The following is a 25,651-nucleotide window of genomic DNA, read 5'->3' as shown; positions in this document are numbered from 1 at the left end:
CATGGGGGCTTTTCCGTCCCGCCATGCGAGTGATTAGGCTTCTGGTGGTGCGGTGACGATCGCAGTCGCGTGGGACTAGCCACTCGGTCCGCCCGGCCGCGACGACGACCAGCTCAGCAGCAGTGGCTGACCAGGAGGCAAGCAGTGAACAGGGATCGGTCCGAGTACAACGGCGGGAGCCCTTCCTCGGACGGGGACGATCACGAGGTGGATCTCACCGGCGAGTTCGAAATCGTCTACACACCTCCCGCCTGGTACGCCCAAAGTACGCAAAGTGGTTCCTCGTCCGGTGGCCAGCAGGACGGCGGCCAGCCCACGCCGCCACCCCCGACCGGTTCACCCGTCGGGTCGCCCACCGGGCCCCCGGGCGCCGCGCCGCAGGGCCCGGGACCGCACACTCCCCCGGCGCAGCCGCCCGCCCAGGGCGTGCCTCAGCAGCAGTCGGCACAGCCCGCTCAGGCCACCCCGCCTCAGGGCACGCCGAGCGCCGGCCAGCAGGGGCCCGGCACGGGTGGCTACGGCTTCCCGCAGCAGCAGTCCGCGCCGGCGGCCGGTGGCTACGGTTACCCCCAGCAGGGTCAGGACACGTCGGGTGGCTTCGGCGTTCCCCAGCAGGGTCAGGACACGTCCGGCGGCTTCGGTGCCCCGCAGCGGGGCCAGGACACCTCGGGCGGTTTCGGCGTCCCTCAGCAGCACTCTCCTGCCCAGCCGCCCGCCGCCCCCCAACAGCACCCGCCCGCCCAGGCGTCCGGCGCGCCGGGCGCCCCCGGCTTCCCCGTGCTGCGCCCGCTCGACCCGGACGCGCAGGCAGCCCCGTCCCCGACCGCCACCCCGGCGCCGCCCGCGCCCGAACCGCCCGCCCCCGCACAGCCGGTGGCGGAGCCGGAGCCCGAGCTCAACCACGCCGCCGCCGACGCCGAGGCCGCGCGCCTGTTCGGCGACGACGATGACGTGGAGCCGGAGGAGGAGCGGAACGACGAGGTGGAGTCGGCCGACTCCACCGGATCCGTCGCCGTGCCGGACGGCCCGGCAGGCGCGGAAGGCGACGAACCGGCCTCCGCCGCCCAGCCCCAGCCCCCGGCCGCCGCGGTGACGCCGGAGCAGGAGCCGGAGGGAGCCCCGGACGCGCAGCCCGCGCCGGCACCCGCTGTCCCCGCCGCTCCCGCGCAGCCGCCCGCGCCCGAGGGACAGCAGCCGCAGCCGCAGTCGACGGGACAGGTCCCGCTGCCGCCGCAGGCGCAGCCCCCGGCACAGGCCCCGGAGCAGCCGCAGGCGCAGCCCCCCGTGCCGCCCCAGCCCCAGCCCCAGCCCCAGCAGGGCCTCCCCCCGCTGCCCCAGGGCTTCGCGCCCGCGCACCCCGCCCAGGGAGCACCGCAGCAGGCCGGGCAGCCGGACCCGCAGGCCGCCGCAGCCGCCGGCCAGGCCCCGGGTTACGGCTACCCCCAGGCCCCCGCCCAGCCGCACCCCGGGCAGCCCGCGCAACAGGCCCCGGCACAGGGCGCCTTCGGCCCTGCCCAGCCGCAGCCCGGCTACCCGGCCCAGGGCGGACAGCCCGCACCGGCCGACCCCCGCCAGGCACACCAGCCCGGCGGGCCGCAAGCCGCCGGGTACGGCTACCCGCAGCAGGCACCGCACCCGGGCCAGCCCCAACCGCAGCCCCAGGCCGACGGTTACGGCTACCCGCCCCAGGCCCCGCACCCCGGCCAGCCGCAGCCCGCTCAGCAGCAGCCGCAGCCCCAGCCGCACCCCGGGCAGCCCCAGCAGGGCCAGCCCCAGGCCGAGGGCTACGGCTACCCGCAGCAGCCGCAACAGCCCGCGCAGCCCGGCTATGGCTACCCGCCCCAGCAGGGCGGCTACGGCTACCCCCAGCAGCAGGCTCAGCAGCAGCCCGCCCCCCAGCAGCAGCCCCCGGCCCAGCCCCACCCGCAGGCGCCGCAGCAGCCGGCACCCCAGCAGAACCCCGCTGTCCCGCCCGCCGCCTACGGCAACCAGGGCCAGGGCAACCAGGGTTGGAGCGCCCCGCCCGGACCGCAGGCGGGCCCCGGCGCACCCCAGCAGCAACAAGCCGCGCCCGGCACTCCGCTCGGTTACAACGCCGCCGTGGAGCTGTCGTCGGACCGGCTGCTGCGCAACCAGCCGAAGGCCCGCAAGAACAACCAGGCCCCGTCCCGGTTCAAGCTCGGCGCCAAGAAGGAGGCCGCGGAGCGGGAGCGGAAGCTGGGTCTGATCCGTACACCGGTGATGTCCTGCTACCGGATCGCGGTGATCAGCCTCAAGGGCGGCGTCGGCAAGACCACGACGACGATGGCGCTCGGCGCCACGCTCGCCAGCGAGCGCCAGGACAAGATCCTCGCGATCGACGCCAACCCCGACGCCGGCACCCTCGGCCGACGGGTCCGGCGTGAGACGGGCGCCACCATCCGTGACCTGGTGCAGGCGATCCCGCAGCTCAACAGCTACATGGACATCCGCCGCTTCACCTCGCAGGCGCCCTCGGGCCTCGAGATCATCGCCAACGACGTGGACCCGGCGGTCTCCACCACCTTCAACGACCAGGACTACCGCAGCGCGCTCGACGTGCTCGGCAAGCAGTACCCGATCATCCTCACGGACTCGGGCACCGGTCTGCTCTACAGCGCGATGCGCGGAGTGCTGGATCTCGCCCACCAGTTGATCATCATCTCCACGCCCTCGGTCGACGGTGCGAGCAGCGCCTCGACGACGCTCGACTGGCTGTCGGCGAACGGCTTCGCCGATCTGGTCCAGCGGTCGATCACCGTGATCTCCGGTGTCCGCGAGACGGGCAAGATGATCAAGGTGGAGGACATCGTCGCGCACTTCGAGACCCGGTGCCGCGGTGTCGTCGTGATCCCCTTCGACGAGCACCTCGCGGCGGGCGCCGAGGTGGACCTCGACATGATGCGTCCGAAGACGCGCGAGGCCTACTTCGACCTCGCCTCGGTCATCGCCGAGGACATCGCGCGCACCCAGCAGGGCTTCGGCAACCCGAACATGCAGTACCAGCAGCCGCAGCAGGGTTACCCGGACCAGCAGGGCTACCCCGACCAGCAGGGCTACCCCGCCCCGCAGCAGCAGCCCCAGCAGCCCTACCCCCAGCAGGGCGGCGCCCCGCAGCCGGGTCAGGGCTGGGGGCAGGCCCCGCAGCAGCCCGCGCCGGGCCAGGGCTGGCAGCAGCAGGCGCCGCCGCCACCCCAGGACCCGCAGCAGGGCCAGCAGCCCCAGCAGGGTTCCGTACCGCCCGGCTGGACTCAGCAGTAGCGCGTGAACGCGTGAACCACGAAGGGCGGCCGGTGCCTCCAAGGCACCGGCCGCCCTTCGTCGTCGTACGACTGGTTACTGCTTCTCGTGCGTCTCGGCGGCCGCGATCAGCTCCCGGCAGCGCTTGACGTCCGCTGCCATCTGCTCCAGCAGGGCGTCCAGGGACTCGAACTTCGCCTGGCCGCGGACGAAGGCGAGGAAGTCGACGGCGACATGCAGGCCGTACAGGTCCAGGCCGACCCGGTCGATCGCGTACGCCTCGACCGTCCGCTCCGTGCCGTCGAACTGCGGGTTGGTGCCGACGGAGATCGCGGCCGGCATCCTCTCGCCCTGGGCGTGCAGCCAGCCGGCGTAGACGCCGTCGGCGGGGATGGCGGTGTGCGGGAGGGTCTCGACGTTGGCGGTGGGGAAGCCGAGCTCCCGGCCCCGCTGGGCTCCGCGTACGACGACACCCTCGACGCGGTGCGGGCGGCCCAGGATCTCGGCGGCGCCCTCGACGTCGCCCTCGCCGACCAGGCGCCGGGTCAGGGTGGAGGAGAAGGGCTCGCCGCCGCCGGCGTCGCCGGTGACGTACAGGTCGACGACCTCGACCTCGTAGTCGTAGGTCTTGCCCTGCTCGGCGAGGAACTCGACGTTCCCCGCGGCCCGGTGTCCGAAGCGGAAGTTCGGGCCCTCGACGACCGCCTTGGCGTGCAGCTTGTCGACCAGGACCTTGACGACGAAGTCGGCCGGCGACAGCTTCGAGAACTCGGTCGTGAACGGCAGGATCAGCACCGCGTCCACGCCCAGCTCGGCCATGAGGTCGGCGCGGCGGTGGTGCGGGGCGAGCAGGGGCGGGTGGCTGCCGGGGCGGACGACCTCGCTGGGGTGCGGGTCGAAGGTGACGACGACGGCGGGGACGCCCAGCTGACGGGCACGGTCCACGGCATGCCGGATGATCAGCTGGTGCCCGCGGTGGACTCCGTCGTAGGAACCGATGGTGACGACGCTGCGCCCCCAGTCCTGGGGGATGTCCTCCAAGCCACGCCAGCGCTGCACTGTGACCGCTCCTCGTCGAACCCGTGTCCGTGTTTGCTCGTACGCTCTTACGCAGGTCTAAGGGTGCCATGCCGGGCGCTCACGGCCCGCATCGGCATGGGTGCTGTGACCGGGTGCACGCACGGACTCGCCGCTCATGCGGGGACTCGCACGCCGGACAGGTTCTCGATCATCCTGCGGGTGCTCGGGCCCACCACCGCCGTCCACTCCTGCGGGGTGTCGGTCAGCCAGCCGGCGACCCGGGCGGCGAAGCCGGGGACGTGGCGGCCCAGGTCGACCAGGCCGCGGTCGAAGCGGGCCGCGCCGTCCGGTGTGCGGACGAGCAGCAGGCCGGTGTGGTGGACGAGGTCGCGCAGGCCGTCGTCCGACCCTTCGCCGCGCCGCCGCACGGTGGCGTGCAGGAAAGCGTCGAGCACGGCGGGGGCGCGTTCGTGGGCGAGGAGGAAGTCCAGCAGCTCACGGCGCAGGGTGCGCGAGTCGGGTGTGCCGGGAGCGGCGAGTACGACGGCGAGGGCGGCCCGTACCGGTTCCGTGCCGCCGTCCAGCAGGCCGGTGACCAGCGGCACGAGGACGGCGCGGGCGTTCGGGCCCTCGTCGAGGCGCCGGCCGACGTACGCGGCGAGGTCCGCGGCGGTCTCGGGGCGCCGCCGCACCGCCTCCCCGACGACGACGGCGATCCTGCGCGCGAGGCCGGGCGTGGTGGCGTCGGCGAGGGTGCGCAGCGCCGCTGCGGCGTCAGGGCGGCTCAGCCGGGCCCGGAAGGCTTCGAGGACCTGGTCGGGGTGGGTGTCCAGGGCGACGACCAAGGCGCTGGGCGGGAACTGGGGGTCGTCGGCCGTGAAGTGCGCCACGGCTTGCGGGAGATGGCGGGTACGGGTGCGGGGGTCCCGGACGAGGACGGCGAGCGCGCCGCCGTGCAGGGTGCAGTCGTCGGGGCGGGCGAGCAGGGCGAGGGCGGCGTGGCGCAGCGGCTCGCGGTCGGTCTCCGTGCGGACATGCGGCGCGGCGCGCAGCCCGTACACCACCGCCGCGACGCGCCGCCCGGGCCGTTCGTCGTGCGCCCAGCGGTCGACGGCCCGGCAGATCGCGGAGGTCTCCTCCTCGGCCAGTACGGCGAGGAGTTCGTCGGCCCGGCGGTGTGCGCTGTCGACGAGCGTCTCGGTGAGGTCGTCGAGGGCGCCGCGGCGGTGCGTGTGGAGCAGTGCCTGGGCGGCGCGGGCGACGGTCGCGTGCGGGGTGGCGGGCAGCGGGCGGTCGTCGTCGAACCAGCGGGTGAGGTGGCGTTGTACGGAGGTGGGGTCGGCGGCGAGGAGGGTGGCGACGGCGTCCAGGTAGCGGGGGTGCCGGGGATGACCGGGCTCCCCGGCGTCGGGACCCTCGGCCGGCGGGCCGTCGGTCAGGACGAGGCGGCGCAGCAGCTCCAGACGTTCACCGTCCGGAAGCGGCAGCGCGGTCCAGAAGCCGGGTTCGAACTCGCGCGGCGCGACACGTTGGTGGCGCCGCCATGCCGCGATCCGGTCGGTGAGGAGGCGCAGTACGTCCAGGTACGGCGTCGCGTCGGGAACCCGCAGCAGGGTCTCGGCCAGGAGCCGGGCGGCCCACCAGGAGGTGCGGTCGACCTCCAACGCGTCCGTCAACTCCTCCAGCCTGAGGGCGAGTTGGTGAGGACCCTGGAGGCGTGGCAGCAGCAGGAGGGCCTGGACGACGGGTCCGACGCGGTGGTGCGGAACGGGGAGGGGGTGCTCGGCGTCGGGGTCGGTGCGGCGGCGGTGGACCAGGGCGTGCAGGGCCTCGTCCAGGTCGAGGTGCATGCCCTGGATCCAGTCGGCGAGCTCCTCGTGGGCGAAGCGATAGCCGTTGCCCGCGGGGACGAGGATGCCTTCGGCGAGTACGGCGGAGGCCCAGCCGGTACCGCCGCCGAGCCTCGCGGGCGCCTGACCCCACGGGAACACCGCCTCGAACGACGCCCGGTCCAGCTCTCCCTGGCCCGGCCCGAGGCTGCGCCGCGCGGCCTCGTGGACCTGGCCGGAGACCTTGGCGGCGAGGCGGCGTACGGCGGTGCCGCGCAGGCCGTTCTCGACGGCGAGGCGGACGGCGACGCGCAGGCACATGAGGTCGAGGTGGGCGGAGAGGACGTCGTCGCGGTCGACCGGGGCGGCCGGGGCGTCGGGGAGGGCGGCTCGTACGTCGGACAGGAGCCGGAGGGTGAGGGGGTGGCGGGCATCGGGGCCGGTGAGGGCGCCTTCCGGGATGCCGTAGCGGGCGCGTGCCTGCCGGGCCTCGTCGGGGGTGAGGTCGTCGAGCGGTACGCACGGCGGAAACCGACCGGACGTCCCGTCCCCTGCCCGCTCGGCGGGGCGGTACAGCAGTTCCTCCGGAAATTCGGCGCCGGCTCCCTCCCAGTACTCCGCCCGGCACGCCACCACCAGCCGCGCCCCGGTCACCCGCAGCCACTCCTCCGTGCCCTCGGTCCACTCCGTGAGCCGGTGGGCCAGGACGGGCGGCATCTCCTCCGGGCCGTCCAGGAGGAGCAGCAGGGGGCGGCCGGCGGCGCGGGAGAGGTCGGCCAGGCGTTCCGGTGTCGTGTCGCCCAGGGCGGCGGGGTCGACGCAGGCGGAGGCCGCCACGATGCGGGCCGCCCGGGTCAGCGCCCGGCGCGCGGCGTCGGCCACGGAGGTGTCGTCGCCCTTCAGGTCGGCGCCACGCAGCCACAGGGTCGGGGCCGGTTCCGGGCCGCGGTGGCGGCGGGCGGCGAGGGCCGCGAGTTCCGTCGTACGGCCGCTTCCGGGGCGTCCGACGAGGCCCAGCACGGAGGCCCGGCTCGCGGTGAAGGCGCTGAACTCCCGCGCTGCGGAAGCCCGTTCGACCGGAGCCGCAACTCCCCCGCCGCAGGTCGGCGGACCGTCCTGCCCGACCGACGTGGCCGTCAGCTCCAATACGCCCGCCAGGTTGAGGTCGGCTCCGTACGCCGGAACCGTCGCCGCGTTCTCGGCCAGCAGGTCGGCCAGCGGCCCGCCGGCCCGTGGGCTCAGCGGTACGGCGAGAACGGCATCGCGCTGACCGGACCGCAGGGCCGTGCCGAGGACACCCACGACGGCGCCGGTACCGGCATCGAGCACGGGTCCTCCGGCCGCCCCGCCACCCTGCCGCAGCGCGTCCCGGCCGGCGGTGCCGATCGCCAACTCCAGGGCGTCGTCGAGAAGATGAGGGCCGTCCGTCACGGAGTACGTCGCGGACACCGGGCCCAGCACCCGTGCCTCCCGCCACCCCGCGGCGGCGATTCGCACATACGCCCCGATCCCGACCCGGTCCCGCGCACTCACCGGCAGCGGGCCCATGCCCAGCCCCTGAGTCCGTACGAGAGCCAGGCCCAGCTCCGGCAGCGATGTCACCTCGGCCGCGGGCACCACACAGCGACGTTCCCCGTCGGCGGCGCACAGGACCAGCTGAGGCAGACCGTCGACGACCTCGTGCCCGGTGACGACCGTGCCGCGATGGTCGGCCACGAAGCCGAGACCACGGGGCCGACCGGCCGGGTCATGAACACGCACCAGGTCCTCGTCCCGGACACGGACGCCCAGGCCGTCGCCGGGGCGTTCCCCGCCGTGGCCTTCGGAGTCGCCGTCCCGATGCCCGCGCGCGTGCCCGGCCCGACCGTCGTCGTAGGACGTGGAGCAACGTGAGTGCGGAGTGCCGCCCGCCTCAGCTCCATCAAGGCATTCCGCGGAGGCCCAGGGACCCGACGCCTCCCCCAGACCTCGAAGACCATCCCACCCGGCATCCCGCGCGCCCCAGTCCTCGCCCGGCGTCCCCGCCGTCCACGTGCCGTCCGGCGTCCGGCGGTCGCCGGCCGCCCCCGGGCCTCGTCCCGCCATCGTCGAACCTTCCCGCCGTGCGCCCACACGCCCATACGCCTACGCCCTGTTCTTTCGACGGTAGGCGGGATGTGATCAGCGGGACAGATCGCTCGGCGAACGCGCCCCCTTCCGCTCCCTCGGTTCACTCCGAGCGCCTGCACAGACGGGTGAACAGGCGGGCGTCGTTGGATACACCCTAGGGGTGGGGGAACCGAGGGGGGACCGTGGAGCGGCGGGCACGACCCCGTGACCGCCGCTCCACGGGCAGGCACCGGACACGGATGCCCGGTGGCTCAGCCGAAGACGGCCAGGCTCTTCGCCTTGCCCTTGTGTTCTTCGACGAGCGCGAGGAGGCGGCCCTCGGGGGCGAAGACGGCGACGGAACCGGCGCCCGCGTACTCGTCGGGCATGTCGAGCCGGACCCCGTTGGCCAGCAGCCGGGCGCGTCGGGCGTCCACGTCCCAGCGGGGGAACGCGGCCGCGGCGGCCTCGGCGATCGGCATCACCGTCAGCTCCTGCTGGAGCTGCTCCAGGGTCCTTGCCGAGTCCAGCTTGTACGGGCCGACCCGGGTGCGGCGCAGCGCCGTGAGGTGGCCGCCGACGCCCAGGTCGGCACCGAGGTCACGGGCCAGGGCACGGATGTACGTACCGGAGGAGCAGACCACCGACACGACCAGGTCGAGGGCGGCGGTGCCGTCGTCGGCGACGGCGTCCCGGACGTCGTAGACCGAGAAGGACGAGACGGTGACCGGCCGGGCGGGGATGTCGAAGTCCTCGCCGTCCCTCGCCCGCTTGTAGGAGCGCACCCCGTCGATCTTGATGGCGCTGACCTTGGACGGTACCTGCATGATGTCGCCGGTCAGCTTGGCGATCCCGGCGTCGATGGCGTCGCGGGTGACCTTCGAGGCGTCGGCCGACCCCGTGATCTCGCCCTCGGCGTCGTCGGTGACGGTGGTCTGGCCCAGCCGGATCGTGCCCAGGTACTCCTTCTCGGTCAGGGCCAGATGACCGAGGAGCTTGGTCGCCTTCTCGACGCCTAGGACGAGGACGCCCGTCGCCATGGGGTCGAGGGTGCCGGCGTGCCCGACGCGCCGCGTGCGTGCGATGCCGCGCATCTTGGCGACCACGTCGTGCGAAGTGAAGCCCGACGGCTTGTCGACGATGACAAGGCCGTCGGGCGTGGTGTGCTTCTGCGTCATTCCGCGGTGTCGCCGTCCGTCTCGTCCTCGTCGCCCGGCTTGCGGTACGGGTCCGCCTCACCGGCGTACTTGGCGCCCGCGGACACCTCACGCACCTTCTCGTCGGACTGCCGGGCCTTGTCGAGGAGGTCCTCGATGGTCCGGGCGGTGTCCGGAAGGGCGTCGGCGACGAAGGTCAGGGTGGGCGTGAACTTCACGCCCGCGGCGGCCCCGACCGCCGACCGCAGCACGCCCTTGGCGCTCTCCAGTCCGGCCGCGGCCGCCGCCCGCTCCTCGTCGTCCCCGTACACCGTGTAGAAGACGGTCGCCTCCCGCAGGTCACCCGTGACCCGGGTGTCCGTGATGGTGACGTGCGAGCCGAGCCGCGGGTCCTTGATCCCACGCTGCAGCTTCTGGGCCACCACCTCCCGGATGAGGTCCGCCAGCCTTTTCGCCCGCGCGTTGTCGGCCACTGGTCCGTCTCCTTAGTAACTTCTCTTGCTGCTTGCTTCAGTCTTCGTCGCTGTGGAGTCTGCGTCGAACCGAGAGCAGTTCCACCTCGGGCCGCCCGGCGACCAGCCGCTCACAGCGGTCCAGTACGTCGGTGAGGTGTCCCGTGTCCCCGGAGACCACCGCGAGCCCGATCTCGGCCCTGCGGTGGAGGTTCTGGTTCCCCGTCTCCGCCACACTCACCGCGTACTTGCGCTGGAGTTCGGCCACGATCGGACGGACGAGAGAGCGCTTCTCCTTCAGTGAGCGCACGTCACCGAGGAGCAGGTCGAAGGACAGAGTCCCCACATACATGTATGCAACCGGTTCACCCGCCGGTCCGGGATCGATGGCCCCGCCGGCTGATCGGGCGGGGACATCAGAACGGTACATCGAAGGGGGGAGCCGATCGACGGATATTACGCACCGCTGACCGGGGCCAAACGGCGCGCCGGCCGACGGAACCGAAGTCCCGCCGGCCGGCACCAACCGTGGCTGTTACGCCCGCGGCTTCTCGCGCATCTCGTACGTCGCGATGACGTCGTCGACCTTGATGTCGTTGAAGTTGCCGAGGTTGATACCGCCCTCGAACCCTTCGCGGATCTCGGTGACGTCGTCCTTGAAGCGACGCAGACCCTCGATGTTGAGGTTCTCCGCGATGACCTTGCCGTCGCGGACGAGGCGCGCCTTGGTGTTGCGCTTGACCTCGCCGGAGCGGATGAGAACACCCGCGATGTTGCCCAGCTTGGACGACTTGAAGACCTCGCGGATCTCCGCCGTACCGAGCTCGACCTCTTCGTACTCCGGCTTGAGCATGCCCTTGAGGGCCGCCTCGATCTCCTCGATCGCCTGGTAGATGACCGAGTAGTACCGGACGTCCACGCCCTCGCGCTCGGCCATCTGCTGCGCACGCCCGGCGGCGCGCACGTTGAAGCCGATGACGATGGCGTCGGAGCCCATGGCCAGGTCGATGTCGGACTCCGTGACCGCACCGACACCGCGGTGCAGGACGCGGATGTCGACCTCTTCGCCGACGTCCAGCTGAAGCAGGGAGGACTCCAGAGCCTCGACCGATCCGGACGCGTCGCCCTTGATGATCAGGTTGAGCTGCTGGACCTCGCCGGCCTTCAGCACCTTGTCCAGGTCCTCCAGCGACACACGGCGCGTGCGCTTGGCGAAGGCGGCGTTGCGCTCGCGAGCGGCACGCTTCTCCGCGATCTGGCGGGCCGTACGGTCCTCCTCGACGACGAGGAAGTTGTCGCCCGCGCCCGGGACGTTGGTGAGACCCAACACCTGGACCGGGGTCGACGGACCGGCCTCGGCGACGTTGTTGCCGTTGTCGTCGAGCATGGCGCGCACACGACCGTAGGCGTCGCCCACGACCATCGTGTCGCCGACCCGCAGCGTGCCTCGCTGGACGAGGACCGTCGCCACGGCACCGCGGCCGCGGTCGAGGCGGGACTCGATCGAGATGCCCTGCGCGTCCTGGTTCGGGTTGGCCCGCAGGTCGAGCGAGGCGTCGGCGGTGAGGATCACGGCCTCCAGCAGGGAGTCGATGTGCAGACCCTGCTTGGCGGAGATGTCGACGAACATCGTGTCGCCGCCGTACTCCTCGGCCACCAGCCCGTACTCGGTGAGCTGACCGCGCACCTTGGTCGGGTCGGCGCCCTCGACGTCGATCTTGTTGACCGCGACGACGATCGGGACCTCGGCCGCCTTGGCGTGGTTGAGCGCCTCGACCGTCTGCGGCATGACGCCGTCGTTGGCCGCGACGACCAGGATCGCGATGTCCGTCGACCGGGCACCACGGGCACGCATGGCGGTGAACGCCTCGTGACCCGGGGTGTCGATGAAGGTGATCGCGCGGTCCTCGTCGTTGACCTGGGTCGAGACCTGGTAGGCACCGATGTGCTGGGTGATGCCGCCGGCCTCGCCCGCGATGACGTTCGTCTTGCGGATGGCGTCGAGGAGTCGGGTCTTACCGTGGTCGACGTGACCCATGACGGTGACGACCGGCGGGCGGACCACCAGGTCCTCCTCGTCGCCCTCGTCCTCGCCGAACTCGATGTCGAAGGACTCGAGCAGCTCGCGGTCCTCCTCCTCCGGGCTGACGATCTGAACCGTGTAGTTCATCTCGTCGGCGAGGAGCTGGAGCGTCTCGTCGGAGACGGACTGCGTGGCCGTGACCATCTCGCCGAGGTTCATCATGACCGCGACGAGCGACGCCGGGTTGGCGTTGATCTTCTCCGCGAAGTCGGTGAGCGAAGCACCGCGCGACAGGCGAATGGACTCGCCGTTGCCGCGAGGCAGCATCACGCCGCCGACCGACGGGGCCTGCATGGCCTCGTACTCCTGGCGCCTCTGCCGCTTCGACTTGCGGCCACGACGCGCGGGACCACCGGGACGACCGAAGGCGCCCTGCGTGCCACCACGACCGCCCGGACCACCGGGACGGCCGCCGAAGCCGGGACGGCCACCGCCGCCACCGCCGGGACCACCCGGACGGCCGGCGAAACCGCCGCCACCGCCACCGGGACCACCGGGACGACCGGCGAAACCGCCACCGCCGCCGCCACCGGGACGACCGGCGAAACCGCCGCCGCCCGGACGACCGCCGCCGCCACCGGGGCGACCGCCGCCACCGGGACCACGGCCACCGGGGCCACCGCCGCCGGGACGCGGGCCGGCAGCAGGACGCTGCGGCATCATGCCGGGGTTCGGACGCGGACCGCCGGGGCCGCCGCCGGGACGCGGGCCGCCGCCCTGCGGACGGGGCATGCCGCCCGGGGTGGGACGAGCGCCGCCCGGAGCCTGCGGACGGGGACCGCCGCCGGCGCCCTGGGGACGGGGACCGCCCTGGCCCTGCGGACGCGGAGCGCCGCCGGGGCCACCGGGGCCGCCCTGGCCGCCGGGGCGCGGGGCGCCGCCCGGACGGGGCGCCTGCGGGCGCGCCATGCCGGTGGAGCCACCAGAGGTGAACGGGTTGTTGCCCGGACGGGGACCGGCCGGACGGGCACCGGGACGCGCGCCGCCGCCACCCGGACGCGGAGCGCCGGGACGGTCGCCGCGGTCACCACGACCCTGGCCGCCCTGGCCGGGACCACCCGGACGGGGGGCACCGGGACGCGGCGCCTGGCCGCCCGGACGCGGAGCACCCGGACGCGGGCCGGAGCCCTGGCCCTGAGAGGCGGCCGGAGCGGCGGGAGCCGCCGGAGGCGCCGTGAACTCGGGCGTGGTCGGAGCCGGGGACGCCGGGGCGGGCCGCGGCGCGGGCTTCGGGCCCGGGGTCGGACGGGGGCCGGGAGTGGCCGGCGCGGCGGGAGCCGCGGGCTTCTCGGCAGCGGCCGGCTTGGGGGCCGGCGGGCGCGGGGCGGCCGGACGGGCAGCCTGCGCCGGAGAGGGGGCCGCCGGCTTCGCCGGGGCAGCCTTGCGGGCGGGGGCGGACTTGCCGCCTCCGTTGCCCTGCTGGAGGGCGTCCGTCAACTTACGGACGACGGGCGCTTCGATGGTCGAAGACGCCGAACGGACGAATTCACCGAGTTCCTGGAGCTTGGCCATGACGACCTTGCTCTCAACCCCGAACTCCTTGGCGAGTTCGTATACCCGGACCTTAGCCACTTCGCTCCTTTTAGGTCCGGGTGTGTCCGGACCGTCGCTACTTCATGGGCGTACTCATCGCGTGCTCATCGAGTGCTCATCGCAATCTCGACCTACTTCCAACTCGCGGGGTACCAGGGCCGCACGGGGGTTCCGCGCGACGCGTCTTACGGTGTTGCCTGCTCAGCAACTGTTGTCTGCTCGACGTACTGGCGCAACGCCTTTGTGTCGAGCGCTCCCGGGGCGCGCAACGCCCGCGTGAACGCCCGGCGGCGCACCGCCTGGTCGAGACAGACCAGTGCGGGGTGTACATACGCACCCCGGCCGGGCAGCGTACCGCGAGGATCAGGGACGCACTCGTCCTTGATCGCCACGATCCGCAGCAGATCAGCCTTGGCCGCTCGCTCCCGGCACCCCACACAGGTGCGTTCAGGGCATGCGCGGACGCGTGTCCGGCCAGACACTCCTAAGTCTACCTCCCCGTACCGACCTCACCCCTTTGGGGCAGGCTTCGAACAGTTGCCGGGCGATAACCTGACGTGATCTGAGCGACCTGCGGCCTGGATCTATTCCCCGGCCTGCTCGGTGTCCGGGCGGATGTCGATCCGCCAGCCGGTGAGCCGGGCGGCGAGCCGGGCGTTCTGCCCTTCCTTGCCGATCGCCAGCGACAGCTGGTAGTCGGGCACGGTCACCCGGGCGGACCGGGCAGCCATGTCCACGACCTCCACCTTGGAGACCCGGGCCGGCGACAGCGCGTTCGCCACCATCTCGGCCGGGTCGTCCGACCAGTCGACGATGTCGATCTTCTCGCCGTTCAGCTCGCCCATGACATTGCGCACCCGGCCGCCCATGGGGCCGATGCAGGCACCCTTGGCGTTCAGGCCGCTGCGGGTGGACCGTACGGCGATCTTCGTGCGGTGGCCGGCCTCGCGGGCGATGGCGGCGATCTCGACGGACCCGTCGGCGATCTCCGGCACCTCCAGCGCGAAGAGCTTCTTCACCAGGTTGGGGTGCGTGCGCGAGAGGGTCACGGACGGGCCGCGGACGCCCTTCGCCACCCGTACGACGTACGACCGCAGCCGCATCCCGTGCGGATACGTCTCGCCGGGCACCTGCTCCTGCACCGGCAGGATGGCCTCCAGCTTGCCGATGTCGACGAGCACGTTCTTCGGGTCGCGGCCCTGCTGGACCACTCCGGTGACGATGTCGCCCTCGCGCCCGGCGTACTCGCCGAGCGTCGCGTCGTCCTCGGCGTCGCGCAGCCGCTGCAGGATGACCTGCTTGGCCGTGGTGGCGGCGATACGGCCGAAGCCGGACGGGGTGTCGTCGAACTCGCGGGCCTCCTGGCCCTCCTCCAGATCCTCGGGATCCTCCTTCGCCCACACGGTCACATGGCCGGTCTCCCGGTTCAGCTCCACGCGCGCGTGGCGGCGGCTTCCCTCGGTGCGGTGGTAGGCGATGAGGAGGGCCGACTCGATCGCCTCGACCAGCAGGTCGAAGGAGATCTCCTTCTCCCGAACCAAGCCCCGCAGGGCACTCATGTCGATGTCCACGGCTACGCCTCCTCTTCCTTCTCGTCCTTGCTGTCTTTGCTGTCCTTGCGGCTGAACTCGACCTGCACGCGCGCCTTGTCGATGTCCGGGAAGCCGAGTCTGCGGGTGGTGGCCTTGCGGCCCTTCACTCCGGGCACTTCGAGGTCGAGTCCGTCGTCGTCGACCTTCAGGATCCGGGCCACCAGCTCGCCGCCCTCGGCGAGTTGGAACTTCACCAGCCGGTCGACGGCACGCACGTAGTGGCGGTGCTCGGTGAGGGCGCGCTCCGCGCCCGGGGTACCCACTTCGAGGGTGTACTCGCCCTCGCCCATCGCGTCGCTCTCGTCGAGCTTCGCCGAGAGCGCGCGGCTCACATCGGCGATCCGGTCCAGATCGGCACCGGTGTCGGAGTCGACGACAACGCGGAGCACACGCTTGCGTCCGACGGAGTCCACTGCGATCTCTTCGAGATCCAGGCCCTGGGAGCTGACGAGCGGCTCCAGTAGTTCTCGCAGCCTCTCGCTCTGGGTGGTGCTCATCCGGGTGACTCCTCGGCCGCGTGTGCTGTTGTGGGATGGGTCGCGTGTCTGGTGAAAGGGTATCCGGTCGCAAGGACTGTTGCCGTCCACCTGCGCACGGACGGTGCCGATGAGTGGTGCCGTCGGCTCGCGCGGGTACGGTGATCACGGGCCTGTTCGACCCCCTGTTCCCGTAACCGCTTTCGTACGAGTTCCCCGAGGACGTCTGCCGTGCCGTACCCCTCGCCGCCGCGCTCCCCCTCGGGGCCGCGCAGAAGAACCCTGCTCGCCTCGGCCGCGGGCGCCGCGCTGCTGGTGGGCTGCTCCTCCGGGTCCAAGGACTCGGACGGCGGAACCAGCGGCAGTCCGTCACTCGCCGAGCGGGCACGCGCGCGTGCGGCGCGGGACAGCGAGGGTCTGGTCGAGCGGTACGACGCGGTGCTCGGCGTCCATCCGGGGCTGGCGGCGCTGGTGGCGCCGTTGCGGGCGGAGGCAGTACGGCATGTGGAGGCGTTCGGCGGGGGTGCGTCGGGGTCTTCGGCGTCCTCCGAACCCTCGGCCTCCGCTGCCCCCGGGAAGGCGTCGCCGTCGGCCTCTGCTTCGGCCGCCGTGCCCGTGGACGAGCGCGGCGCGCTGGCCGAGCTGGCCGCCGCCGAACGGGAGCTCGCGGACCGCCGGGCGAAGGCGCTGCTCGACCTGCCGGGCGAACTGGCGCGGCTGCTGGCCTCCGTGGCGGCGGCCGGAGCGGCGCATGCGTATCTGCTGACGGAGGGGGCCAAGTGAGCCAGGCGGACAAGGACAGCGAGAAGGAGCAGCTGAAGGCCCTTCAGGCGGCGCTCGCGGCCGAGCACGCGGCGGTGTACGGGTACGGCGTCGTCGGCGGCCGGATCCGTGAGGAGCAGCGCTCGGAAGCACGTACGGCGTACGACGCCCACCGGGCGCGGCGGGACGCGCTGGCGCGCGAGGTGCGCGACCTGGGCGGCGAGCCGGTCGTCGCGAACGCCGCGTACGCGCTGCCGTTCCCGGTGCCGGACTCGGCGGCGGCCGTCCGGTTGGCCGCCGGCCTGGAGGACCGGGTGGCCGGGGTGTACTCCGACCTGGTTCGGGCAGCCGAGGGTCAGCTTCGGGGCACGGCCGCCGAGGCGCTGCGGGAGGCGGCGGTGCGGGCGGTGCGCTGGCGGGGCGAGAGCGTAGCCTTCCCTGGGCTCGCCGAGCGGGCGGGCACTGCGTCGGCGTCACCGGCGCCCACCGCCTGACGCCGACGGCCGGCGAACACGTACGGGAAGGGACGACTCGCGCATGGCTTTCGAACCGCCGCAGCGTCTGGTCAGGGCGCTCGGTGAAACGGCGCCGGACGGTGACGACTGGTTGGAGAAGCTGCCGGAGGCGGCCCACCAGGCCGTCACGCTACGCGAGTTGACCGTTGAGCGGGTGCAGGTGCCCGGCGGGCGCAGCAGCCTGGTCGTACTGGTGCGGCGGGCGGACGGCACCCCTGCCGTGCTGAAGCTGGCTCCGCCCCGGGCGCGTCCGGAGAGCGAGCGGGCGGCGCTGGCGCACTGGGGTGGGGTGGGCGCCGTGCAACTGCTCGACGAGCCTCCGGTCGAGGGTGTGCTGTTGCTGGAGCGGCTGCATCCGGATGTGTCGGTACGGTCGTTGCCGGAGGCGAAGGCGTTGCTGGAGGCGGCGGGGACGTTGCGGCGGCTGTGGGTGGAGCCGCCTGGTGACCATTCCTTCGAGACCGTCGCCCGGCGGACGGGGCGGCAGGCCGAGGCGATGCGGGTGACCGCGTCCGGCTTCGGCGAGGTGGCCGCACTGGTCGAAGCCGCGCTGGCCGCCCGGGAGGAGCTGTTGGCTGCGCCGTCTGAGCGGCGGTTGCTGCATGGGACGTTCCGGCAGAGCAAGGTGCTGGCGGGTGAGCGGATGCCGTGGCTTGCGGTGGGGCCGGATCCCGTCGTGGGTGAGTGCGCGTTCGATCTGGCGCGGTTGGTACGGGATCGGGTGGAGGATCTGATCGCGTCGCCTTCGGGGGCGGCGACGACTCGGCGGCGGGTGAAGCGGCTGGCGGAGTCGTTGGACGTGGATCAGGAGCGGTTGCGGGGGTGGACGTTGTTCCGGGCCGTCGAGTCGGGTGTGCGGGCGCTTCGCGTGGGGCGGCCGAAGGATGCGGAGCTGTTGTTGGAATTTGCCGGGTGGCTTTAGGGCGCCTGGTCGGTGGGGTGCCTGGGGCTGTCGGGCGGCTGCGGGTCGGTGGGGGCTGGTCACGCCCACGCGGCGGTAGCCGCAAATCGACTTCAGCCCCGCGCCCCTGAGGGGGCGCTTCACATGCGTCGGAATGAAGGCTCGCCGCCGGGCAGGCTGGTGCTGCCCGGCGGGTCCGCCTCCTTACGCCGTCAGGCGGGCGATCGCCTCGTCCACCGTCAGTTCCTCGCGCTCACCGGTCCTGCGGTCCTTGAGCTCGACGACGCCCTCGGCTGCGCGGCGGCCGGCCACCAGGATCTGGGGTACGCCGATCAGCTCCGAGTCCGTGAACTTCACGCCCGGCGAGACGCCCGCCCGGTCGTCGCACAGGACGCGCAGGCCGGCCGCCGACAGCTTCTCGGAGACGTCGAGGGCGAGTTCGGTCTGGAGGGCCTTGCCGGCGGCGACCACGTGGACGTCGGCCGGGGCGACCTCGGCGGGCCAGCACAGGCCCTTGTCGTCGGCGGTCTGCTCGGCGAGGGCCGCGACGGCCCGGGAGACGCCGACGCCGTAGGAGCCCATGGTGACGCGGACCGGCTTGCCGTTCTGGCCGAGGACGTCGAGCTTGAGGGCGTCGGCGTACTTGCGGCCCAACTGGAAGATGTGGCCGATCTCGATGGCACGGTCGAGCTTGAGGCCGGTGCCGCACTTCGGGCAGGGGTCGCCCTCCTGGACGACCACGACGTCGACGTACTCGCCGACCTCGAAGTCACGGCCCGCGACGACGTGCTTGGCGTGCATGCCCTCCTTGTTGGCACCGGTGATCCAGGAGGTGCCGGGGGCCACGCGCGGGTCGGCGATGTACTTGACCTTCTCGCCCAGACCCTGCGGTCCGACATAGCCGCGGACGAGGTCGGGGCGGCCCGCGAAGTCCGCCTCGGTGACCATCTCGACGACGGCCGGCGCGAAGTGTGCCTCGACCTTGTCCATGTCGACCTCGCGGTCGCCCGGGACGCCGACGGCGACGATCTCGCCGTCGACCTTCACGAGGAGGTTCTTCAGGGTGGCGGAGGCCTGGACGCCGAGGGAGGCGGCGAGGGTCTCGATGGTCGGGGTGTCCGGGGTCGGGATGTCCTCGGCGGCGGGCACGCCGGCCGCGTCCACCGGCTTCAGCTCGTACGAGATCGCCTCGGTGTTGGCCGCGAAGTCGCAGTTCGGGCAGTCCGCGAAGGTGTCCTCGCCGGCGCCGGCCGGGGCGAGGAACTCCTCCGACTTGGAGCCGCCCATCGCGCCGGCGGTCGCGGCGCAGATGCGGTAGTCGAGGCCGAGGCGCGCGAAGATCTTCTGGTACGCCTCGCGGTGCAGGGCGTAGGACTTCGCGAGGCCCTCGTCCTCGGTGTCGAAGGAGTAGGAGTCCTTCATCAGGAACTCGCGGCCGCGGAGGATGCCGGCCCGGGGGCGGGCCTCGTCACGGTACTTGTGCTGGATCTGGTAGAGGATGACCGGCAGGTCCTTGTAGGAGGACGCCTGGTCCTTCACCAACAGGGTGAAGATCTCCTCGTGGGTCGGGCCGAGCAGGTAGTCGCCGCCCTTGCGGTCCTTGAGCCGGAACAGCTCCTGGCCGTACTCGTCCCAGCGGCCCGTCGCGTCGTACGGCTCACGCGGCAGCAGCGCGGGGAGCAGCACCTCCTGGGCGCCGATCGCGTCCATCTCCTCGCGGACGATGCGCTCGACGTTGGCGAGGACCCGCTTGCCGAGGGGCAGCCACGACCAGATGCCGGCCGCCGTGCGGCGGACGTAGCCGGCGCGGACGAGCAGCTTGTGGCTGAGGACCTCGGCGTCCGCCGGGTCGTCGCGCAGCGTCTTCGCCATCAACTGGGACATGCGCTGGACCGGTGCGTTCGCCATGGTTCTCGTACTCCTGCTGGTTTGGGTTATGGCAGGAGGTTAGCCGGGGGGTACGGGGCGGTGGAAATCGGTTAGCGGTGGCCTTGCCCCTGTCGGCGGCGGAGCGGGAGGGGGGCGCCCATCACGGCGTACGGCTTGGGGGCGCTGGGGAACAGGACCTGGCGGGCGAGGTCCTGGTAGCCGAGGGAGCGGTACAGGCCGCGGGCGGGGCTCTCGATGTCGATCGCTGAGAGGATCGAGCGGGGTTCGGCGGCGCCGTCCGTGATCGTGGTGATGAGGGAGCGGCCCACTCCGCGGTTCTGGTACCGCGGGAGGACGTGGAGTTCCGTGATGACGAAGGAGTCGTCGAGCCAGTCGTCGTAGCCCTGGGCCCGCAGGTACGGCTCCACGACGGTGGACCACCAGTGGGTGCGGTCGTTGGGCATGCCGTAGACGAATCCGACGAGACGCTCCGCGCTGGTGGCGCCGAGGGCTCTTGCTCCCGGGTAGGTCAGGTGGCGCAGGACGATCTGGCGCCGGACCGCCACCTCGTCGGGGCCGAGGCCGAATGCGACGGCCTGGACTGCGAGGGCCTCGTCGACTCGGGCCGCGAGGTTCAGGGGGCCGATCACGATGTCGTCGGGTTGGCGGCGGTGTGCGTGACCGGGAAGGCGCATGTGGGGAGCCTACAGGGGGGTTCGTGCTGAGTTCCGGGTGCGGCTCATCTGTGGTCGCGCGCGCAGTTCCCCGCGCCCTGAGGGCGTTGACCCGCTGTCCCTCCAGAAGGAAACGTCCTCAGAACAGAACGCTCATGAAGGCGCCGACTTCTTGGAAGCCCACCCTCGTATACGTCCGCCTCGCCGCCGTGTTGAAGTCGTTCACGTACAGGCTCACCACCGGGGCGACGTCCGCCAGGGCGTAGCGCAGTACGGCCGCCATTCCGGGGGCCGCGAGGCCCTGGCCGCGGTACTCGGGAGCCACCCACACCCCCTGGATCTGGCAGGCCCTGTCCGTCGCGGCGCCGATCTCCGCCTTGAAGACGACCTTGCCGTCCTGGTCGAGGCGGGCGAAGGAGCGGCCGGAGCCGACGAGTTCGGCGACACGGGCCTGGTAGAGCAGGCCGCCGTCCCCCGCGAGCGGCGATACGCCGACCTCCTCGGTGAACATCGCCACGCACGCCGGCATGATCGTCTCCATCTCGTCCTTGCGGATTCGGCGGACGTACGGATCCGGGGTGATGTCGGCCGGCATGTGGTCGGTGACCATGAGGGGCTGGTGGGGGCGGACCTCTCGGGCCGGGCCCCAGTTGGGTTCCAGCAGGCGCCACAGCTGGGCGGTGGCTTCGGCGGGGCCGACGATGGAGGAGCAGCGGCGGCCGGCCCGTCGGGCGCGGTCGGCGAAGGCGCGTACGGCGCGGGGGCCCGCGCAGATCGGGACGAGGTTGGCGCCCGCGTAGCACAGGGAGGTGAGCATGCCGCCCTCGTACCAGCCCCACATCTCGCCGCCGAGGCGCCATGGGTCGAGGCCGGCGATCTGGACCCGGGAGGTCACGAAGGCGTTCGCGACCGGCTCGCTGTCGAGGACGGCGAGCGCGGCGTCCAGGTCGCTCGGTTCGAGGACCCGGGAGGTGGTCTGGGTCAACACGTACGGGGCCTCACGCTGGGGTTCTGCTGGTCCCCGCACTGTACCTGCGGAAGCTGAGCCGCGCCGCCCTGTGGAGATTGGCCTGCGTCCAGGAGGCGACGGTGGGACGCGGCACCGTCCCTGGGGGCTGCCGCCGCTGGGCCGGGCGCCCACGAACTCGGGTGGTCGTGGACAGTTGGCGAGCGCGGGTCGTGTGCGGCTGGTCGCGCAGTTCCCCGCGCCCCTGGGGCTGCGCCCCGACCCCCGCTTTCGGGCCTGGAGGGCCCTCGTCCTCAAACGCCGGACGGGCTGGAAATCCAGCCCCGCCGTAGGCCCCTGCGGGTGGGTGGGGGTTCGGGACGGTAAGGGCCTCGCTCCTCGAACGCCGGGCCGGTACATCCAGCCCCTCCGGCGTTCGAGGAGCGGGGTCTGGGGCGGAGCCCCAGAAGGATGGGACGGGTAGGGGCGGCGGGGGCGAGGAAGCCCTCTCAGCCGGCCACCGCCACCGACGGCTCGCCCGACTCCACGCCGTCCGCCTCCATCTGTTCGGCCAGCTTCATGGCCTCTTCGATGAGGGTCTCGACGATCTTGGACTCGGGGACGGTCTTGATGACCTCGCCCTTGACGAAGATCTGGCCCTTGCCGTTGCCGGAGGCGACACCGAGGTCGGCCTCGCGGGCCTCGCCGGGGCCGTTGACGACGCAGCCCATGACGGCGACGCGGAGGGGGACCTCCATGCCGGTGAGGCCGGCGGTGACCTCTTCGGCGAGCTTGTAGACGTCGACCTGGGCGCGGCCGCAGGAGGGGCAGGAGACGATCTCCAGGCCGCGCTGCTTGAGGTTCAGGGACTCCAGGATCTGGATGCCGACCTTGACCTCCTCCGCCGGGGGCGCCGACAGAGAGACGCGGATGGTGTCGCCGATGCCCTGGGAGAGGAGGGCGCCGAAGGCGACGGCCGACTTGATCGTGCCCTGGAAGGCCGGGCCCGCCTCGGTCACGCCGAGGTGGAGCGGGTAGTCGCACTGGGCGGCCAGCTGCTTGTACGCCTCGATCATGATCACCGGGTCGTTGTGCTTGACCGAGATCTTGATGTCCCGGAAGTCGTGCTCCTCGAAGAGCGACGCCTCCCACAGGGCCGACTCGACCAGAGCCTCCGGGGTCGCCTTGCCGTACTTCTGGAGCAGGCGCCGGTCCAGGGAGCCGGCGTTCACGCCGATGCGGATCGGGGTGCCGTGGTCCTTGGCGGCCCGCGCGATCTCCTTGACCTTGTCGTCGAACTGCTTGATGTTGCCGGGGTTCACACGGACCGCCGCGCAGCCCGCCTCGATCGCCGCGAACACGTACTTCGGCTGGAAGTGGATGTCCGCGATCACCGGGATCTGCGACTTGCGGGCGATCGTCGACAAGGCGTCGGCGTCGTCCTGCGTCGGGCAGGCCACGCGCACGATCTGGCAGCCGGACGCGGTGAGCTCGGCGATCTGCTGGAGAGTCGCGCCGATGTCGGACGTACGGGTGGTCGTCATGGACTGGACCGACACCGGGGCGTCGCCGCCCACCGCCACGGTCCCGACCTGGATCTGCCGCGACACACGCCGCTCGGCGAGCTTGGTCGGAACGGACGGCATGCCGAGAGAAATCGCAGTCATGTGCTGTGCAACCCCAAGTCGTGGATCAAGGTCCGGTCCCGTCAGCAGCGGGCTCCAGGCTTCGAGATTACGGCACCAGGGCTCGCCCCAGCACATCACGGTCCGTAAACCCACTCAATGGAAGACGGCCCGGGACATACGATCCCGGGCCGCCTCGAACGCCGTATGACTAGGAGATTCTGACCGGGTTAACGACGTCCGCGACCAGTACGAGAAGCGTGAAGCAGACGAAGATTCCGGCCACCACGTACGCCACCGGCATCAGCTTCGCCACGTCGAACGGACCGGGATCCGGGCGGCGCAGCACCTTCGCCGTGTTGCGGCGCAGCGACTCCCACAGCGCGCCCGCGATATGGCCGCCGTCGAGTGGCAGCAGCGGGAGCATGTTGAAGAGGAACAGGGAGAGGTTGAAGCCGGCCAGGAGGAAGACGAACGTCGCCAGCTGCTGGGAGGCAGGGATGTCCAGTGTCGCGATCTCGCCGCTGACTCTCGCCGCGCCGACGATGCCCATCGGGGAGTCCGGCTCGCGCGGGCCGTCGCCGAAGGCCGCGTCCCACAGGGCGGGGATCTTGGAGGGCAGGGCCACGAGGGAGTCGACGGCCTCGCCGACCCGGTCGGTCATCCAGGTCACAGAGTCGCCGAAGTCCTGTTTGACGACGCCGGTGGCGGCGCTGAAGCCGAGGAAGCCGGCCTGGACGTAGTCGTCCTTGACGTACGCCCCGCTGGCGTCCTTCTTCACGACCCAGTTGGTGGCGATCTTCGCGTGCAGGGTCACTTCCTCGCCCTTGCGGTCGACGACGATCGGGACGTCCTTGCCGGCGCTCGCGCGGATGAGGTCGGAGAGGGTGTTCCAGTCGTCGGTACGCACCCCGCCGAAGGAGACGATCTTGTCGCCGGCCTTCATGCCCGCGGCCGCGGCCGGGGACTTCGCGTCGGACGCCTTGCAGTCGTCGCGGTTCTCCTTCTGGTCGATGACGCACTGGGAGACCGAGCTGACGGTGGTGGTCTGCTGCTGGATGCCGAAGCCCATCAGCACGGTGAGGAACAGGCCCACCGCGAGGACGAGGTTCATGAAGGGGCCCGCGAACATCACGATGACCCGCTTCCACGGCTTGCGCGTGTAGAAGAGGCGGGTCTCGTCACCCGGCTTGAGCTCCTCGAACGCGGCCGAGCGGGCGTCCTCGATCATGCCGCGCCAGGGAGAGGTCGAGCGGGCTTCGAGTCGGCCGTCGGGGCCCGGCGGGAACATGCCGATCATGCGGATGTAGCCGCCGAACGGGATCGCCTTGATGCCGTACTCGGTGTCGCCCTTCTTCCGCGACCAGATGGTCGGGCCGAAGCCGACCATGTACTGCGGCACGCGGATGCCGAACAGCTTGGCCGTGGACAGGTGGCCCAGCTCGTGCCATGCGATCGAGGCGAGCAGCCCCACCGCGAACAGCACTATGCCGAGGATGAACATCAGGGTCGTCATGCACGGGCCTCCGCCGTGTGTGCCGCCAGTTCCTGTGCCCGCCTGCGGGCCCAGGTCTCCGCTTCGAGGACGTCCGCGACGGTCAGAGAAGTTCCCGCGCCCGGCGTGCCGTGCTCCTCCACCACCCGGGTGACGGTCTCCATGATCCCGTTGAACGGCAGTGCGCCGGCCCGGAAGGCCTCCACGCACTCCTCGTTGGCCGCATTGAACACCGCCGGGGCCGTGCCCGCGAGCTGCCCCACGTGGCGCGCCAGGTTGACCGACGGGAACGCGTCGTTGTCGAGGGGGAAGAACTCCCAGGTCGACGCCTTGCTCCAGTCGAAGGTGGGCGCGGCGTCGGGAACGCGTTCGGGCCAGCCGAGGCCGATGGCGATCGGCCCGCGCATGTCGGGGGGCGTCGCCTGGGCGATCGTGGATCCGTCCGTGAACTCAACCATCGAGTGAACATACGACTGGGGATGCACGACCACCTCAATGCGGTCGAAGGAAATGTCGTAGAGCAGGTGCGCCTCGATGACCTCCAGGCCCTTGTTGACCAGGGTCGCGGAGTTGATCGTGATGACCGGGCCCATGGCCCAGGTGGGGTGCGCTAGGGCGTCCTCCACGGTCACGTTCGCCAGCTCGGCCTTCGTACGGCCGCGGAAGGGCCCGCCGGAGGCGGTCACCACGAGCTTGCGTACGTCCGCGCGTGTGCCGGACGCCAGCGCCTGGAACAGGGCGGCGTGCTCGGAGTCGACCGGGATGATCTGCCCGGGCTTGGCGAGGGCCTTGACCAGCGGGCCGCCGACGATCAGGGACTCCTTGTTGGCGAGCGCGAGGGTCCGGCCGGCCTCCAGGGCGGCGAGGGTGGGCGCGAGTCCGATGGAGCCGGTGATGCCGTTCAGAACGGTGTGGCAGTCCGAGGCGGCGACCTGGGTGGCCGCCTCCGGGCCCGCGAGGATCTCCGGGAGCGGCTCCCCCGCGCCGTACTGCGCGGCGAGCGCCTCGCGCAACGCCGGTACGACGTCCTCGCGGGCGACCGCGACGGTCCGTGCCTTCAGCCGGTACGCCTGCTCGGCGAGGAGGGCGACCCGGCCGCCGTTGGCGGAGAGCGCGGTGACCCGGAACCGGTCGGGGTTGCGCAGCACGAGGTCGATGGCCTGGGTGCCGATCGATCCGGTGGAGCCGAGGATCACCACGTCCTTGGGGCCGTCGCCCGCTACGGGGTCGTAGACCAGGTGGGGGTCGGCGAGTGGGGCTGGACTGTCGCTCATCCCCCCATTGTGTCCGGAACGACTGACGGGGAGGACAGGGCGTCCCCATCGGGCGGGTTACAGGATGGTGAGAGGTCACCGCAGGCCGTGACCGGCGGGCGG

The 25,651-nt window shown here is 72.2% G+C and carries 20 protein-coding genes and 1 pseudogene; 6 read left to right on the top strand and 15 right to left on the bottom strand.

Features of this window, described 5'->3' with window-relative positions; genetic code table 11:
* Positions 1-69: 69 nt before the first annotated feature.
* Both ACZ4UU_RS08665 and ACZ4UU_RS08660 read left to right on the top strand, forming a co-directional pair.
* Positions 70-261, top strand: a pseudogene (locus tag ACZ4UU_RS08665) (SCO5717 family growth-regulating ATPase); the annotation flags it as partial.
* A 165-nt stretch (positions 262-426) separates the two neighbouring features.
* Positions 427-3,279, top strand: coding sequence for a MinD/ParA family ATP-binding protein (locus ACZ4UU_RS08660; protein ID WP_468037909.1), 2,853 nt, complete (start codon positions 427-429; stop codon positions 3,277-3,279).
* Between the two features lie 75 nt (positions 3,280-3,354).
* Here the strand turns inward: ACZ4UU_RS08660 and ACZ4UU_RS08655 are convergent, their stop codons facing one another.
* Both ACZ4UU_RS08655 and ACZ4UU_RS08650 read right to left on the bottom strand, forming a co-directional pair.
* Entirely contained in the window at positions 3,355-4,317 is a 963-nt protein-coding gene (locus ACZ4UU_RS08655) for a bifunctional riboflavin kinase/FAD synthetase (RefSeq protein ID WP_468037738.1), read from the bottom strand.
* A 134-nt stretch (positions 4,318-4,451) separates the two neighbouring features.
* On the bottom strand, positions 4,452-7,868 hold the full coding sequence (locus ACZ4UU_RS08650) for a trypsin-like peptidase domain-containing protein (RefSeq protein WP_468037736.1): 3,417 nt from the start codon (positions 7,866-7,868) through the stop codon (positions 4,452-4,454).
* Here ACZ4UU_RS08650 and ACZ4UU_RS08645 point away from each other — a divergent pair.
* Positions 7,812-8,000, top strand: coding sequence for a hypothetical protein (locus ACZ4UU_RS08645; RefSeq protein WP_468037912.1), 189 nt, complete (start codon positions 7,812-7,814; stop codon positions 7,998-8,000). The genes ACZ4UU_RS08650 and ACZ4UU_RS08645 overlap by 57 nt on opposite strands.
* Positions 8,001-8,467: 467 nt before the next feature.
* Here ACZ4UU_RS08645 and truB read toward each other — a convergent pair whose 3' ends face one another.
* The 7 genes from truB to rimP all read right to left on the bottom strand — a co-directional run bounded on the left by truB (position 8,468) and on the right by rimP (position 15,509).
* Positions 8,468-9,373: a tRNA pseudouridine(55) synthase TruB gene (gene truB, locus ACZ4UU_RS08640; protein ID WP_468037734.1), complete on the bottom strand. Its 906-nt coding sequence runs from the start codon at positions 9,371-9,373 to the stop codon at positions 8,468-8,470.
* On the bottom strand, positions 9,370-9,825 hold the full coding sequence (rbfA, locus tag ACZ4UU_RS08635) for a 30S ribosome-binding factor RbfA (RefSeq protein WP_030054473.1): 456 nt from the start codon (positions 9,823-9,825) through the stop codon (positions 9,370-9,372). The genes truB and rbfA overlap by 4 nt, the downstream gene beginning before the upstream one ends.
* A 37-nt stretch (positions 9,826-9,862) precedes the next feature.
* Positions 9,863-10,156 (bottom strand): DUF503 domain-containing protein, encoded by a 294-nt coding sequence (locus ACZ4UU_RS08630; RefSeq protein WP_234767670.1) that lies wholly within the window; start codon positions 10,154-10,156, stop codon positions 9,863-9,865.
* Positions 10,157-10,339: 183 nt separating this feature from the next.
* On the bottom strand, positions 10,340-13,459 hold the full coding sequence (gene infB / locus ACZ4UU_RS08625; protein WP_468037732.1) for a translation initiation factor IF-2: 3,120 nt from the start codon (positions 13,457-13,459) through the stop codon (positions 10,340-10,342).
* Between the two features lie 146 nt (positions 13,460-13,605).
* Entirely contained in the window at positions 13,606-13,902 is a 297-nt protein-coding gene (locus tag ACZ4UU_RS08620; RefSeq protein WP_079056305.1) for a YlxR family protein, read from the bottom strand.
* Positions 13,903-14,004: 102 nt separating this feature from the next.
* Complete coding sequence (gene nusA / locus ACZ4UU_RS08615; RefSeq protein ID WP_030958814.1) at positions 14,005-14,991, bottom strand: transcription termination factor NusA; 987 nt, start codon at positions 14,989-14,991, stop codon at positions 14,005-14,007.
* Positions 14,992-14,993: 2 nt separating this feature from the next.
* Entirely contained in the window at positions 14,994-15,509 is a 516-nt protein-coding gene (gene rimP / locus ACZ4UU_RS08610) for a ribosome maturation factor RimP (protein WP_468037729.1), read from the bottom strand.
* A 210-nt stretch (positions 15,510-15,719) separates the two neighbouring features.
* On the opposite strand from rimP, the gene ACZ4UU_RS08605 reads away from it, so the two are divergent.
* The 3 genes from ACZ4UU_RS08605 to ACZ4UU_RS08595 are packed head-to-tail and all read left to right on the top strand — an operon-like array spanning position 15,720 to position 17,687.
* Entirely contained in the window at positions 15,720-16,271 is a 552-nt protein-coding gene (locus tag ACZ4UU_RS08605; protein WP_468037727.1) for a hypothetical protein, read from the top strand.
* Positions 16,268-16,744, top strand: a complete 477-nt coding sequence (locus ACZ4UU_RS08600) for a ferritin-like domain-containing protein (protein ID WP_468037725.1) — start codon at positions 16,268-16,270, stop codon at positions 16,742-16,744. The genes ACZ4UU_RS08605 and ACZ4UU_RS08600 overlap by 4 nt, the downstream gene beginning before the upstream one ends.
* A gap of 43 nt (positions 16,745-16,787) precedes the next feature.
* Positions 16,788-17,687: an aminoglycoside phosphotransferase family protein gene (locus tag ACZ4UU_RS08595; RefSeq protein ID WP_468037723.1), complete on the top strand. Its 900-nt coding sequence runs from the start codon at positions 16,788-16,790 to the stop codon at positions 17,685-17,687.
* A 183-nt stretch (positions 17,688-17,870) separates the two neighbouring features.
* Here the strand turns inward: ACZ4UU_RS08595 and ACZ4UU_RS08590 are convergent, their stop codons facing one another.
* The 6 genes from ACZ4UU_RS08590 to dxr form a co-directional block, all read right to left on the bottom strand.
* A complete protein-coding gene (locus ACZ4UU_RS08590; protein ID WP_468037720.1) occupies positions 17,871-19,574 on the bottom strand; it encodes a proline--tRNA ligase in 1,704 nt (567 codons plus the stop codon).
* Positions 19,575-19,645: 71 nt separating this feature from the next.
* Positions 19,646-20,230 (bottom strand): GNAT family N-acetyltransferase, encoded by a 585-nt coding sequence (locus ACZ4UU_RS08585; RefSeq protein ID WP_468037718.1) that lies wholly within the window; start codon positions 20,228-20,230, stop codon positions 19,646-19,648.
* A 118-nt stretch (positions 20,231-20,348) separates the two neighbouring features.
* Positions 20,349-21,197, bottom strand: coding sequence for a GNAT family N-acetyltransferase (locus tag ACZ4UU_RS08580; protein WP_468037716.1), 849 nt, complete (start codon positions 21,195-21,197; stop codon positions 20,349-20,351).
* A 467-nt stretch (positions 21,198-21,664) separates the two neighbouring features.
* On the bottom strand, positions 21,665-22,822 hold the full coding sequence (gene ispG / locus ACZ4UU_RS08575) for a flavodoxin-dependent (E)-4-hydroxy-3-methylbut-2-enyl-diphosphate synthase (protein ID WP_468037713.1): 1,158 nt from the start codon (positions 22,820-22,822) through the stop codon (positions 21,665-21,667).
* 169 nt (positions 22,823-22,991) lie between these two features.
* Entirely contained in the window at positions 22,992-24,284 is a 1,293-nt protein-coding gene (locus tag ACZ4UU_RS08570; protein WP_468037907.1) for a M50 family metallopeptidase, read from the bottom strand.
* An 8-nt stretch (positions 24,285-24,292) separates the two neighbouring features.
* On the bottom strand, positions 24,293-25,549 hold the full coding sequence (gene dxr, locus ACZ4UU_RS08565) for a 1-deoxy-D-xylulose-5-phosphate reductoisomerase (RefSeq protein WP_468037711.1): 1,257 nt from the start codon (positions 25,547-25,549) through the stop codon (positions 24,293-24,295).
* Positions 25,550-25,651 lie beyond the last annotated feature (102 nt).

The sequence above is a fragment of the Streptomyces sp. NPDC028907 genome, from assembly GCF_055564995.1.
Note: the sequence above shows the minus strand (reverse complement) of the source record. Positions and strands in the feature narration are given on the sequence as shown.